This window comes from Ruegeria sp. HKCCD4884, from assembly GCF_013110855.1.
GTDB lineage: Bacteria > Pseudomonadota > Alphaproteobacteria > Rhodobacterales > Rhodobacteraceae > Ruegeria.
On sequence record NZ_WVRJ01000003.1, the window covers coordinates 70,692 to 84,400 of the forward strand.

Consider the following 13,709-nt stretch of genomic DNA (forward strand, 5'->3'; position numbering starts at 1 on the left):
GACGTCAGACGCATCAACAGAACCAAAGGCAAAACAATGACCAAAAAGCTCGCCGCATTGACCCTGTCCACCGCGCTGGTTGCAATGGCCGCCCCTGCGTTTGCTCAATCGCAAGGTGACTGGACCGTCGGCGTCGGTGTGGGTTATCTGGACCCGAAATCCGACAACGGCACGATTGCAGGTGCACCTGCCACCATCGACGCAGATACGCGCCCGATCTTCACCGCTGAATACTTTATCCGTGACAACCTGGGTATCGAACTTCTGGCCGCAACCCCGTTCAAACACACAATCGCCTTGGGCGGTGTTGATGCGGCTACGGTCAAGCACCTGCCCCCCACCCTGTCGGTGAACTATCACTTCCCGACCAATAGCGCGTGGAAACCCTATGTTGGTGCCGGCCTGAACTACACCATCTTCTTTGACGAACAGACCGCTCTGGGCGATCTCAAGGTCGATGACTCCTTCGGTGTTTCGCTGCAGGCCGGTCTGGACTACATGGTCAGCGACAATGGCGCGGTCCGTCTGAACGTACGTTGGTTCGACATCGACTCGGACGTGACTTTGAACGGCGCCCCAATCGGCACCGCGGAAATCGATCCGTTCCTTGTCGGCGTTTCCTACGTCCATAAGTTCTGATCCTGTCTTTCAAGCGCCCTGCGGTTCCCTCGTCCGCAGGGCGTTTTTTGTGTTCAGAGCATTTCAGCCATCAGCTCACGACCAATCAGCATCCGGCGAATCTCGCTGGTGCCCGCGCCGATCTCCATCAGCTTGGCATCACGGAAGATCCGGCTTACTGGCGCATCGGACAGAAAGCCAGCCCCACCCAGCGCCTGAACCGCCTGATGCGCCTGCGCCATCGCCTGTTCCGAAGCGTAAAGGCAACACGCCGCCGCATCCTGACGCGTCACATCCCCCCGATCACACGCCTTGGCGACCTCGTACACATAAGCCCGCGCCGAGTTCATCGCCGTGTACATGTCGGCGATCTTGCCCTGCATTAACTGGAAGCTGCCGATGGGTTTGCCGAACTGTTTGCGCTCGGCCAGATAAGGCATCACCTCATCCAGACAAGCGGCCATGATACCCGTACCGATCCCAGCCAGGACCACGCGTTCATAGTCCAGCCCCGACATGAGCACGGCCACGCCTTTCCCCTCTTCACCCAGCACGTTCTCGAACGGCACCTCGACGTCTTCAAAGATGAGTTCAGCCGTGTTCGACCCGCGCATCCCCAGCTTGTCGAAATGAGGTGAGGTCGAGAACCCTTTCATTTCTTTCTCGATCAGAAAGGCCGTGATCCCCTTTGACCCGGCATCCGGATCTGTCTTGGCGTAAACGACCAGAGTATCTGCGTCCGGCCCGTTGGTGATCCAGTATTTGTTCCCATTCAGACGGTAATGATCGTTCCGTTTTTCCGCCCGCAGCTTCATCGACACCACATCAGACCCGGCCGAAGGTTCAGACATGGCCAACGCGCCCACATGCTCGCCTGAGATCAGTCGCGGAAGATATTTCTGCTTCTGCTCTTCGTTACCGTTCAGCTTGATCTGGTTCACGCAGAGGTTCGAATGCGCCCCGTATGACAGGGAAACCGATGCCGAGGCCCGCGCGACCTCTTCGACCGCGATGGTGTGCGCCAGATAGGACATACCCGCACCGCCATATTCTTCGGGCACAGTAACACCTAAAAGGCCAAGCTCTCCCATCTCTTTCCACAACTCGTTCGGAAAGGCGTTGGTAAGGTCGATCTCAGCCGCCATCGGCTTGACCCGTTCCTGTGCCCAGCGATGCACCATCTCGCGCAGGGCATTCACATCCTCACCCAGATCGAACTTCATCGTGGCCATGAACATCTGTGCCCTCCCTTCGCGTTAATGAACAAGTGTTCAATAAACGATTACCAGCGAATCCGAGCCCGGTCAATCTTTGTGAACCAGCCAAAACGCAAAACGCCGCCCATACGGGCGGCGATGCAATAGATTGAGCGTGCGCAGCAAGCGCACTCCACATGGTTACGATTGGTAGACCGCGCCGACCTCGGCCCGGATAATGCGCGCAATCAATTGGCAGTCTTCCAATGAAAACGTCAGAGGTACACGCATGTCCATGACACCAGCCAGAACTCGATCACTTTCCGGCATACGCTCACTGTCGAAATAGCGCCAACTGTCATACCGTGACGTGAACCCGGTTGGCTCTGCCCCCCCAAACCATTTCAGCTCGACCCCACGCGCCGCGCAACGGCTGATCACGTCGGCGATCCGTTCGGGCAACCAATCCAACAGCAGGAACTGGATCGAAGACCCTACATAGGTTTCCTCCTCGGGCCGCTCAACCATGGTTAAACCCGGTGTGCCACGCAACCCGGTCTCGATCTCGCGATAGCGCTCATTCCAACGCTCCACTTGACGGTCCAGATCCCGCAATTGCGGACGCAGGATCGCAGCCCGCAAATTGTCCATGCGACCGGAAACGTTTGGCGTGGTGTATTTGATCCGATCGAACACCTCGGGCCCCGGCGCGGCCAGGTGGCGCTCGTACAGCATGTAGGACCCTGACAGCATCGTGGCTTTGGCCGCCAATTCTTCGTCATCGGTGACAAGCAAACCGCCCTCACCCGAGTTGACGTGCTTGTACGTCTGACAGGAATAGCAGCCGATTGCGCCCTGCCGCCCCGACAACTGGCCGTGCCAGGCCGCGCCCATCGTGTGCGCGCAGTCTTCAATCACGATCACCCCGGCGGCGTCGCACATCTGCATAAGTCGGTCCATGTCACACAGATGACCCCGCATATGGCTCAGCATCAGCACGCGCGCCTGCCCCAGCTTGCGCTCGAGGTCGTCCAAATCGATGGTCAGGCTTTCCGTCACGCCCACGAAGATGGCCCGCCCACCAACCGAAGCAATCGACCCTGGCACCGGGGCCAGCGTGAAAGCGTTGGTCAGAACGGGATCGCCGGGCTGAACCCCAACCGCACGAAGGGCGGTGGCCAGCGCATAGCCGCCAGACGACACAGCCAGACAGTATTTTGCCCCCATCTGCGCCGCGAATTCCTGCTCCAGCAAGGCCGTTTCGCCCAACTCGCCCGCTGCCACGTTATATCGATGCAGACGCCCGTGGCGCAAAACGGCCAAAGCCGCCTCAATCGCGTCCTCGGGAAGGGGTTCCTGCTGCGTGAAATTGCCTGAGAATTTTTCGGTCATGATCTCGTTCTGAGGCTCCGACAAGGTTCGGTCAAGACGTTACGCCGCCGCACCAATCAAGGCAGGCACAAGGGAAGGTAAATCGTCAAAATGATGCAGCAAGGCCTCGGGTTCCAATGCCGCCATGTCATCCCCTGACGGGCCGAAGGTCACGAGGACCGACGGAACACCTGCGGCTTTGGCGGTGTTGCGGTCCGTATCCGAGTCTCCGATCAGCACGCAAAAATCAGGGTCGCCCCCAGCGCGACGTGCAGCCTCACGCAGAGGGGCTGGGTCAGGTTTGCGGACCGGCAACGTATCTGCCCCGACCAACGAAGCAAAACGGTCTCGCACCCCCATGCGGGTCAGCAACAATTCAGCCAAATGCTCCGGTTTGTTCGTGCATATGCCAACACCGTATCCCGCGTTGCTGAGCATCTCGACCGCCTGCAACGCGCCCGGGTAAAAGCTGGTATGGGTATCGATATCCTGAGCATAAGCTTCAAGCAGCACCGGGTAATAGGCGTGGACCGTATCCTCATCAAAGGCACCAACGCGCTTTAGCCCATGGGTCAACATCATGCGCCCACCGCGCAGCGCGATACCAGAATCCTGTCCCTGGACCAGCACGTCACCGTGCCCCATTTCGCGAAAACAATGGTTCGCCGCGGCCAGCAAATCGCCCGATGTATCCGCCAAAGTGCCGTCCAGATCGAAAATGACTGTACGCATTTAGCCTCCTTATTCGGCAGGTTTTCGCCGTGTCCTGTTTCAATCGGCAATCTTGTTTGATGGCCGAACGGCTTGCGCCTTTGCCCTCAGCGGATAAAACGGTCGGCACCAAAACACAAAGAGAAAACGATTTCATGAGCATTGCCCTTGTCATCCTTGCCGCCGGAAAAGGCACCAGGATGAATTCGGATATTCCCAAAGTCCTGCATCCCATCGCCCAAGTGCCGATGCTTGTTCACGCGATGCGCGCCGGGTCCGTGCTGTCGCCCGAGCGTACAGTGATCGTCACCGGCCACGGGTCCGAAACTGTGGCAAAGGTGGCGCAGGGCGAAGACGAAGAGACGCAGATCGCCGTTCAGGAAGAACAGCAAGGCACTGCTCACGCAGTTGCTCAGGCGCGGCAAGCGCTGGAAGGGTTTGAGGGCGATGTTGTGGTTCTTTACGGCGACACCCCGTTTCTACAACCGGACACGCTGGAACGGATGATCGAGGCGCGGTCGCGGAACGATCTGGTCATTCTCGGGTTCGAAGCTGCCGACCCCGCACGTTATGGTCGGTTGGTGATGAAGGGCGACAGCCTGGAACGCATTGTCGAATTTAAAGACGCCACTGATGAAGAACGGGCGCTAACCTTTTGTAACTCGGGACTTCTCGCCTGTGACGCGCAGCTGTTGTTTTCACTGATCGATGATGTCAGCAACGACAACGCTTCGGGTGAATACTATCTGACAGACGTGGTGGAAATCGCAGGTAAACGTGGGCTGAACGTGACCGCCGTCGCCTGTGACGAGGCACAAACGCTGGGTGTGAATTCGCGCGCGGATCTGGCCGCGGCGGATGCGGTGTTCCAGTCACGTGCCCGCGCTGAGCTGTTGGACATGGGCGTTACCTTGATGGCCCCTGAAACAGTGTATCTGGCCTCCGATACCGTGATCGGGCGCGATACGGTGATTGAACCCAATGTGGTTTTCGGGCGCGGTGTTACGGTAGAAAGTGGTGCGACGATCCGGGCGTTTTCGCATCTGGAAGGATGCCATGTCAGCCGTGGCGCTATCATCGGGCCCTACGCTCGTCTGCGCCCCGGTGCCGAGCTTGCGGAAAACACACGCGTTGGCAATTTCGTCGAAATCAAGAATGCTGAAATTGCCGAAGGCGCGAAGGTCAACCACCTGAGCTACATCGGCGATGCATCGGTGGGGGCTGCGACAAATATCGGCGCTGGTACGATCACCTGCAACTATGACGGCGTGATGAAGCACAAGACCACCATTGGTGAGAACGTCTTTATTGGGTCGAACACCATGCTTGTGGCCCCTGTGACCGTGGGTGATGGCGCGATGACCGCAACGGGCACAGTCGTGACCAAGAATGTGGAACCTGACGCGTTGGCTGTGGCTCGCGCCAAGCAGGAAAACAAACCCGGATATGCGCGTAAATTGTTTGATATGTTGAAGGCGAAGAAGGCTCGCCGCGATAAAGAGGCCTGAGGTTATGTGTGGAATAGTAGGTGTTCTGGGGCAGCACGAGGCGGCCCCTATTCTGGTAGAGGCTTTGAAACGGCTGGAGTATCGCGGCTATGACAGCGCCGGGATAGCAACAGTCAATGATGGCGCGTTGGGTCGACGGCGCGCGGTCGGTAAGCTGGTTAACCTCAGCGATCTGCTGGTGCATGACCCGTTGCCCGGCAAATCCGGCATCGGCCACACCCGTTGGGCCACACATGGCGCGCCTTCGGTCAACAATGCGCATCCGCACAAGGCGGGGCCTGTGGCCGTGGTGCATAATGGCATCGTTGAAAACTATCGTGAGTTACGGGCCGAACTGGCGGAACATGGCGTCGATTTCCAGACCGAGACTGATACGGAAACCGTAGCCCTGATGACCGAGCATCACCTCAACGCGGGCCTGTCGCCGGTTGAAGCTGCGTTCAAGACTATCGAGCAGTTGGAAGGGGCGTTTGCACTAGCCTTTCTGTTCGACGGTGAAGACGACCTGATCGTGGCCGCCCGCAAGGGATCACCGCTGGCCATTGGCCATGGCGATGGTGAGATGTATGTCGGATCTGACGCCATCGCGCTGGCGCCGTTGACCAATCAGATCACGTATCTTGAGGAGGGCGACCGTGCGGTTCTGACCCGCACTTCGCTGGAAATCCGAACCGAAGCTGGCGAGTTGGCCAACCGCGAAAAGCGCAAGATCAAGCTGGATCATACACGCGCGGACAAGGGCGAACACAAGCACTTCATGGCCAAAGAAATTGCCGAACAGCCCATCGTTGTGGCCGAAGCAATCCGGTCCTACCTGCCCACCAGCGGAGACCGGGTGGTGTTGCCCGATACAGATCTGGATTTCAGCAAGCTGGACCGCCTGACCATGGTAGCCTGTGGCACTGCTTTTTATGCCTGCTTGACTGCCAAATACTGGTTCGAGCAACTGGCCAAGATGCCGGTTGAGGTCGATATCGCCAGCGAGTTCCGCTATCGCGAACCTCCGATCACCGACCGAACTCTGGCGCTGTTTGTCAGCCAGTCGGGCGAAACCGCCGACACGCTGGCCGCATTGCGTTATTGCGAAGGCAAGGCCGAGAAGATCGTTTCAGTTGTGAACGTCCCGGAAAGCTCGATTGCGCGCGAAAGCGATATCGCTCTGCCGATCCATGCCGGTGTCGAGATTGGTGTGGCCTCGACCAAGGCATTCACCTGTCAGTTGAGCGTGCTGTTGATGCTGGCTTTGAAGGCCGCTGCTGACCGGGGCACGATGACAGACGAAGAAATTGCCGATCACGCTGCGGCGCTCCGCGGATTGCCAACTGTTCTGAACGCGGCGCTGGACCAGAACCGGGCGATCCGCAAAGCCGCCCAGCGCTTGTCTGAAGCACGTGACGTTCTGTTTCTGGGCCGTGGCCTGATGTATCCTCTGGCTCTGGAAGGTGCGTTGAAACTGAAGGAAATCAGCTACATTCACGCCGAAGGTTACGCGTCGGGAGAGCTGAAGCACGGCCCCATCGCCCTGATCGACAAGCACATGCCTGTGGTTGTCATGGCCCCGCGGGATACTGTGTTCGACAAGACCGTTTCAAACATGCAAGAAGTCATGGCGCGCAAAGGTAAAGTGATCCTTGTGTCGGATGATGACGGTATCGCCGAAGCCGGGGATGAGGTTTGGAGCAAGATCCGCATGCCCCATGTCCATCACAATCTGACACCGATCCTTTATTCCGTTCCTGCACAGCTGCTGGCCTATCACACTGCCGTCGCCAAGGGCACCGATGTGGATCAGCCCCGCAATCTGGCAAAATCAGTAACGGTAGAGTGAACCATGGCCAAACAATTCCCTCAGCTCGAAGATGCGCACCGGAAATTCATCGAAGATCAGCATATGTTCTTCGTCGGCACCGCCGGAGCTGAGGGACAGGTCAATATTTCCCCGAAAGGGATGGACTCGCTGCGGGTATTGGGGCCCAACCGCATCGTCTGGATGAACCTTACCGGCAGTGGCAACGAAACAGCAGGCCACCTGATGCAGGTCAACCGCATGACGCTGATGTGGTGTTCGTTCAGCACCCGGCCCCTGATCCTGCGCACCTATGGAACGGCGCAAACCCTTCATGTCGGGGATGAAGGTTGGGACGAACTGGCTGACCTTTTCCCACATCATCGCAGCGCGCGGCAAATCTATGACCAGTCCATAGAAATAGTTCAGACTTCGTGTGGCTATGCCGTTCCATTCATGGAGTTCCAGTCCGAACGCGATACAATGCAGAAATGGGTCGACGGAAAATCCGACAACGAAATCCGCGCCTACTGGGCAGAGAAAAACGGGCAGACAATCGACGGCAAGCCCACCGGCGTTCCGGTCTGATCTGATGTCCGCCAGGCTCCTCGATCAAATCAAAGCCCATGCCGACGCTGAGCGTGCGGATCAAATGGCCAGCTACCACAAGGTGGATCGCGTCTATCTTGGTGTCGCGAACCCCGTTTTGAACGACCTGAGCAAAGCATGGCGAACAGAACTGGACGTCGCCGCGCGTGTCGAAGTGGCAAACGGACTGTGGCAGACCAACATTCACGAAGCTCGCGTTTTAGCGGCCAAGTTGCTGACTCAGGCGCGCATCCGGCCAGATGACGCGGTTTGGGACCTTTTGCAAAGCTGGCTGCCTGATTTCGATGCCTGGGCTATCGCCGACCACGCCAGCACAGCAATGCAAAAGCGGCTTTCAGCTAACCCTGATCGACTGGACGAAGTTGAACAGTGGGCCCTATCTGACCATATGTGGACCCGCCGCGCCGCGCTGGTTGCAACTCTGCCCTGGACAAAACAGAACCACCCCAAGCCGGAAGACCTGCAGCGCCGCGATCGGATTCTAAGCTGGGCTGCCGGATATGTCCCAGATCGCGACTGGTTCATCCAGAAGGCCATCGCTTGGTGGCTGCGTGAGCTGTCCAAGCATGACCCAGATCGCGTGATTGCATTCCTGGAAGAATACGGCAACGCGATGAAGCCATTTGCCCACCGTGAAGCCGGCAAGTATCTGAAGGATCAGTTGGCGTAGACGTCGACCTCAACCAGTTCATCCAGCGGCACCAGCAAAGCTCGCATGGCGTCCAGCGACAACCGGCTGCCACCGCTGGCAGGGCCCGGGATCGGAACCAGAGTGATATAGGCTTGTGCCCCAGTTCTTGGCACCACTACGCGCGCTGTTACCTCGCTTTCGACCAAGGGTGTCTGCATCCAACGCCCCGGCGTGGTCGGGTCTCCCAACCCGGCAATAGTGGTTCTGGCCCCAGCCCAACTGGGGCGCGCTGAAACAGGTTCCGGCTGCAGAACTTCCTCGGAAACAGCGGTCGCGGTCTCATCCTCGGCAACGGTCTGCTCGGGTGCGTCGCTTCGTCCGAAGACGCGGTCGGTGGTGGACCGGACTGTATCGCAACCGGCGGCCAACACACACAGAATTACAAGTGCTTTCTTCATGCCCAAATCCTACAGCCCTGCGCGCATCTGTACCAGCGCAAAGCACAGTTCACCCTTGTCGGGACCCGGTTCCGGCTTTACCTATTACGCCATGACAGCTCCGCTTATCGACCCGTTTGCCCGCGCCATCACGTATCTCCGCGTTTCCGTCACGGACCGCTGCGATTTCCGCTGCGTGTATTGCATGTCCGAGAACATGACCTTTCTGCCCAAGAAAGACCTGCTAACGCTGGAAGAGCTGGATCGGATGTGCTCGACCTTTGTGAAGATGGGTGTGGAGAAGTTGCGCATTACGGGCGGAGAGCCCTTGGTCCGCCGCAATATCATGACTTTCTTCAACGCCATGACCCGTCACCTGGACAGCGGCGCACTGAAAGAACTCACGCTGACCACAAACGGTTCGCAATTGCATCGCTTCTCAGAGGACCTCTATGCCGCAGGTGTGCGGCGGGTGAATGTTTCGCTGGATACGTTGGACGATGACAAATTCGCCAAAGTCACGCGCTGGGGGCGCTTGAAACAAGTCCTGAACGGCATCGACGCCGCGCAGAAAGCAGGCTTGCGGATCAAAATCAACGCGGTTGCATTGAAAGGGTTCAACGAGCCCGAGCTGCCAAAGATTACCGAATGGTGTGCCGAACGCGACATGGACCTGACCTGGATCGAGGTCATGCCCATGGGCGACATCGGCAACGAAGACCGTCTGGATCAATATTGGTCGCTTAAGGACGTGCGCAAAGAATACGAAAACCACTATTCCGTTACCGACTTGGCCGAACGCACCGGTGGCCCGGCCCGCTATGTTCGCCTAGAGGAAACAGGCCAAAAGATCGGGTTCATCACACCGCTGTCTCATAACTTTTGCGAAAGCTGTAACCGCGTGCGCCTGACCTGTACCGGCGAGCTGTATATGTGTTTGGGCCAGGAAGATATGGCCGATCTGCGCGCCCCGCTGCGCGATCACCCCGAAAGCGAAGCGCCACTAGAGGACGCAATTCGGGCCGCGATCAACCTCAAGCCAAAGGGTCACGACTTCGACTATTCCCGTCAGGCTGTCGATGGCCAGATGAGCCGTCACATGAGCCATACAGGCGGCTGACATGCCCGGCGCAGACGACCGCCCGACGCTGCTGTACAGACTGTACTGCGGCTCTACTGCTCTTGTGCAACCTTTGGCATGGCGAACCGTGCGCAACAAGCTACGCGCAGCCGATGTACCTGAACAACGAGAAAGAGAGCGGCTTGGCCACGCAAGCCTGCCCCGTCCATCTGGGCGTCTGATCTGGTTTCATGCCGCCAGCGTCGGCGAAAGCCTGTCGATCCTCAGCCTGATCAAACGGTTGGCTGACCGTCTACCGGATGCCGAGTTCCTGATCACCTCAGGTACGCCCACCTCTGCCGCACTGATCGCCAAACGTTTGCCGCCCCGAACGCGGCATCAATACCCACCGCTGGATTCCGCAGGCCCCGTAACTCGCTTTCTCTCTCATTGGCGGCCCGATGCGGGCATCTTCGTCGAAAGCGAAATATGGCCTCGCCTGATCGTGGAAAGCCATCGGCAGAACATCCCGCTGGCACTTCTAAACGCCCGCCTGTCTGAAAAATCTGTCAGAGGCTGGAAAAAACGCCCTAACACCGCGCGTTTCATTTTATCCAAATTCCACCTGTTTCTGACCCAGAATAACAAAACCGCAGCCAATCTGATCGACATCGGTGCAACACCAAGCCGCGTACAGCCGGGCACCAATCTAAAGGCAATGTCCGATCCCCTGCCGGTGGATCAAGCGACATTGCAGGACATCCAAACGCAGATCGCAGACCGCCCGGTCTGGATCGCGAGCTCAACCCACGCGGGCGAGGAAGAAACGATTCTGACCGCGCACAAGACACTGCTTGAGCGCTGGCCGAACTTGCTCTTGCTGTTGATCCCACGCCACCCAGAGCGTCGAGACGACGTTGCAACGCTGATCAAAGATGCCGATGTCCCTGCATCCTTCCGATCCAGGGGCGAACTGATCAGAGAAAACACCCAAATTTACGTCGCTGATACACTAGGAGAAACCGGAACCTGGTACGCCTTGTGCCCGATTGTATTCCTCGGCGGCTCACTGAAAGAAATCGGGGGCCACAATCCTTTTGAGCCTGCTCAAGCCGGGGCTGCGGTGATCACGGGTCCGGGGTACTTTAACTTTGCCGAGACCTTTGCCCCGCTGATTAAATCCGGCGGCGCAATCGAGGTTCAAACCGCGGCTGAACTCTCCCAAATCGTGGCGCATTGGTTGTCAGACCAGAGCGCCCTGCAATCTGCACAAAAAGCCGCGCAATCTTGCGTACACATGCAGTCAGATGCTCTTGAATCCGTCATCGAAACCCTCTGTGCAGAGCTTGATCTGCACTAACAGGATCCTTCTTCATCTGGCTGAAAATACCTCGGGGGTGTGGGGGCAGAGCCCCCACGCTGTTCATCAAGCGGCCGGCATCCGTTGTTCAACAATCTCTGCCCACCAGCTACAACCGGCCGGGATGGCCTCGTCGTTGAAATTGTATTCCGGGTGATGAACCATGGCTGTGTCGCCGTTACCCACAAGGATATAAGCACCTGGACGCTCTTCCAGCATGAACGCGAAATCCTCGCCGCCCATCACCAACGGGGCCTCTTCACAATCCCCGGATACTGACTTTGCCACATCCGCTGCAAACGCGGTCTGCTCGTCGCTGTTCACCATTACTGGATAGCCACGGATATAGGTCACGTCCGCGGTGCCTCCGAACGTTGTTGCCACGCCCGCGCAAATCTCATTGATCCGCTTTTCAGCCAGATCGCGCATATCCTTGCTCATGGTACGCACGGTCCCTTTGATCTGCACAGTTTGCGGGATCACGTTGAAAGCCTTTGATGAGGTTTCAAAAGACGTCACCGACACAACGACCTGATCAATCGGATCCGCATTTCGGGACGCAATAGTTTGCAAAGCCAAAACCGCCTGCGCCGTCATCACGGTCGTGTCCACCGTCTCTTGCGGTTTGGCTGCGTGCCCGCCGCGACCTTCAAAGGTGATGTCGAACTGATCAGTAGCTGCAAAGAAAGAGCCAGGACGAATGGCAAAGCTGCCAACCGGTTTACCCGGCCAGTTGTGCATTCCATAGACTTCCTGGATGTTCCAGCGGTCCATCATGCCGTCTTCACACATTTCACGGCCACCACCGCCGCCTTCTTCGGCGGGTTGGAAAATCACCACCACAGTGCCATCGAAATTGCGTGTTTCAGACAGGTACTTTGCCGCCCCCAACAGCATCGCTGTGTGACCGTCATGACCGCAGGCATGCATGGCACCCGGTGTTTTCGAGGCATAATCCAGCCCGGTCGCCTCATGAATCGGCAGCGCATCCATATCTGCGCGCAGACCAATCACCTTGCCCCTGCTGTCCGACTTGCCCTTGATCACACCCACGACACCGGTGCGTCCGATGCCGGTGACAACCTCATCACAACCGAACTCTTTGAGTTTCTCGGCCACAACTGCGCTGGTACGGTGGGTTTCAAACAGGATTTCCGGGTTTTCGTGCAGATCCCGTCGCCAAGCGGTGATCTCATTCTGTAATTCGGCAAATCGATTTTTAACTGGCATTTCTTCTCTCTCCTAATTCAAGCCGCCGGCATCCGGCGCTCGACCATTTCCGCAAACCACGAGCACCCGATCGGGATGATCTCGTCGTTGAAGTTGTATTCCGGGTGGTGCAACCCGGCGCTGTCTCCGTTGCCCAGAACAATGAAGGCTCCGGGCCGTTCTTCCAGCATGAACGAGAAGTCCTCGCCCCCCATCACCATCGAAGCCTCGACACAACTGCCACCAACAGAAACAGCGGCCTCTTCGGCATAACCTGTTTGCTCTTCAGCATTGATCGTCACCGGTACACCGCGCGTGTAATTGACGTTCACCGAACCACCGAACGTCGCGGCGATCCCTTCGGCGACCTCTTTGAGGCGTTTCTCAATCAAGTCGCGCATCTCGTTCGAATGCGTGCGCACCGTACCGCGCATCTGCGCCGATTGCGGGATCACATTGAACGCTTTGGACGAGGTCTCGACCGACGTTACAGACAGGACACCCTGCTGAATCGGGTCTGCGTTGCGTGACACAATGGTCTGCAAAGCCACGATCAATTGCGACATCATCACCGTCGTATCCACAGTCTCATGTGGTTTCGCCGCGTGACCGCCCCGCCCTTCCAGCTGAATCGAGAACTCATCCGCTGCCGCGAGCAATGGCCCCGACCGGATCGCAAACTGCCCGGTGGGCAGGCCCGGAACATTGTGCATGGCATAGACTTCCTGAATGCCGAACCGGTCCATCAAACCGTCTTTGCACATGGCTTCTGCGCCATTGCCGCCTTCTTCGGCGGGTTGGAAAATCACCACAGCGGTTCCGTCGAAATTGCGGGTTTCAGACAGGTATTTCGCTGCGCCCAAAACCATGGCCGTATGCCCGTCATGACCGCAGGCATGCATCGCGTTTTCTGTTTTCGAGGCATAGTCCAACCCGGTTTGTTCCTGCATCGGCAGCGCATCCATGTCCGCGCGCAGCCCGATCACGCGGCCCTGCGTGTCGCTTTTGCCGCGAATGACCCCAACCACACCGGTCCGACCAATGCCAGTGACAACCTCATCACAGCCGAACTCCTTCAGCTTTTCGGCAACCAGTGCGCTGGTGCGGTGGGTGTCATACAGAATTTCCGGATGTTGGTGAATGTCACGCCGCCAACCTGTGATTTCATCGTGCATCTCTGCAAGGCGGTTTTTAATCGGCATGTCATTCTCCC

Annotated in this window: 13 protein-coding genes; 7 read left to right on the forward strand and 6 right to left on the reverse strand. The window is 57.8% G+C overall.

Annotated elements, in window-relative coordinates; genetic code table 11:
• Window positions 1-36: 36 nt before the first annotated feature.
• On the forward strand, window positions 37-639 hold the full coding sequence (locus tag GS636_RS05180) for an OmpW family protein (protein ID WP_171668694.1): 603 nt from the start codon (window positions 37-39) through the stop codon (window positions 637-639).
• Window positions 640-692: 53 nt separating this feature from the next.
• Here the strand turns inward: GS636_RS05180 and GS636_RS05185 are convergent, their stop codons facing one another.
• The 3 genes from GS636_RS05185 to GS636_RS05195 form a co-directional block, all read right to left on the reverse strand.
• Window positions 693-1,856, reverse strand: coding sequence for an isovaleryl-CoA dehydrogenase (locus GS636_RS05185; protein WP_171668695.1), 1,164 nt, complete (start codon window positions 1,854-1,856; stop codon window positions 693-695).
• A gap of 159 nt (window positions 1,857-2,015) precedes the next feature.
• The gene (locus GS636_RS05190; RefSeq protein ID WP_171668696.1) at window positions 2,016-3,206 is read right to left on the reverse strand and encodes a DegT/DnrJ/EryC1/StrS aminotransferase family protein; all 1,191 of its coding nucleotides are present in this window, start codon (window positions 3,204-3,206) and stop codon (window positions 2,016-2,018) included.
• Between the two features lie 39 nt (window positions 3,207-3,245).
• The gene (locus GS636_RS05195; RefSeq protein ID WP_171668697.1) at window positions 3,246-3,917 is read right to left on the reverse strand and encodes an HAD-IA family hydrolase; all 672 of its coding nucleotides are present in this window, start codon (window positions 3,915-3,917) and stop codon (window positions 3,246-3,248) included.
• A gap of 134 nt (window positions 3,918-4,051) precedes the next feature.
• Between GS636_RS05195 and glmU the strand changes: the two genes are divergently transcribed.
• The 4 genes from glmU to GS636_RS05215 are packed head-to-tail and all read left to right on the forward strand — an operon-like array spanning window position 4,052 to window position 8,469.
• Complete coding sequence (gene glmU / locus GS636_RS05200) at window positions 4,052-5,404, forward strand: bifunctional UDP-N-acetylglucosamine diphosphorylase/glucosamine-1-phosphate N-acetyltransferase GlmU (RefSeq protein WP_171668698.1); 1,353 nt, start codon at window positions 4,052-4,054, stop codon at window positions 5,402-5,404.
• A 4-nt stretch (window positions 5,405-5,408) separates the two neighbouring features.
• On the forward strand, window positions 5,409-7,232 hold the full coding sequence (gene glmS / locus GS636_RS05205; protein ID WP_171646672.1) for a glutamine--fructose-6-phosphate transaminase (isomerizing): 1,824 nt from the start codon (window positions 5,409-5,411) through the stop codon (window positions 7,230-7,232).
• Between the two features lie 3 nt (window positions 7,233-7,235).
• Window positions 7,236-7,778, forward strand: a complete 543-nt coding sequence (locus GS636_RS05210) for a pyridoxamine 5'-phosphate oxidase family protein (RefSeq protein ID WP_171668699.1) — start codon at window positions 7,236-7,238, stop codon at window positions 7,776-7,778.
• Window positions 7,779-7,782: 4 nt separating this feature from the next.
• On the forward strand, window positions 7,783-8,469 hold the full coding sequence (locus GS636_RS05215) for a DNA alkylation repair protein (protein WP_171184897.1): 687 nt from the start codon (window positions 7,783-7,785) through the stop codon (window positions 8,467-8,469).
• Here GS636_RS05215 and GS636_RS05220 read toward each other — a convergent pair.
• The gene (locus GS636_RS05220) at window positions 8,457-8,888 is read right to left on the reverse strand and encodes a hypothetical protein (protein WP_171184898.1); all 432 of its coding nucleotides are present in this window, start codon (window positions 8,886-8,888) and stop codon (window positions 8,457-8,459) included. The genes GS636_RS05215 and GS636_RS05220 overlap by 13 nt on opposite strands.
• Before the next feature lie 91 nt (window positions 8,889-8,979).
• Between GS636_RS05220 and moaA the strand changes: the two genes are divergently transcribed.
• Both moaA and GS636_RS05230 read left to right on the forward strand, forming a co-directional pair.
• A complete protein-coding gene (gene moaA / locus GS636_RS05225) occupies window positions 8,980-9,987 on the forward strand; it encodes a GTP 3',8-cyclase MoaA (RefSeq protein ID WP_171092643.1) in 1,008 nt (335 codons plus the stop codon).
• Window position 9,988: 1 nt separating this feature from the next.
• A complete protein-coding gene (locus GS636_RS05230) occupies window positions 9,989-11,287 on the forward strand; it encodes a 3-deoxy-D-manno-octulosonic acid transferase (RefSeq protein WP_171668700.1) in 1,299 nt (432 codons plus the stop codon).
• 66 nt (window positions 11,288-11,353) lie between these two features.
• Here the strand turns inward: GS636_RS05230 and GS636_RS05235 are convergent, their stop codons facing one another.
• A complete protein-coding gene (locus tag GS636_RS05235) occupies window positions 11,354-12,517 on the reverse strand; it encodes a M20 aminoacylase family protein (RefSeq protein WP_171184902.1) in 1,164 nt (387 codons plus the stop codon).
• A gap of 17 nt (window positions 12,518-12,534) precedes the next feature.
• Entirely contained in the window at window positions 12,535-13,698 is a 1,164-nt protein-coding gene (locus GS636_RS05240) for a M20 aminoacylase family protein (RefSeq protein WP_171668701.1), read from the reverse strand.
• Window positions 13,699-13,709 lie beyond the last annotated feature (11 nt).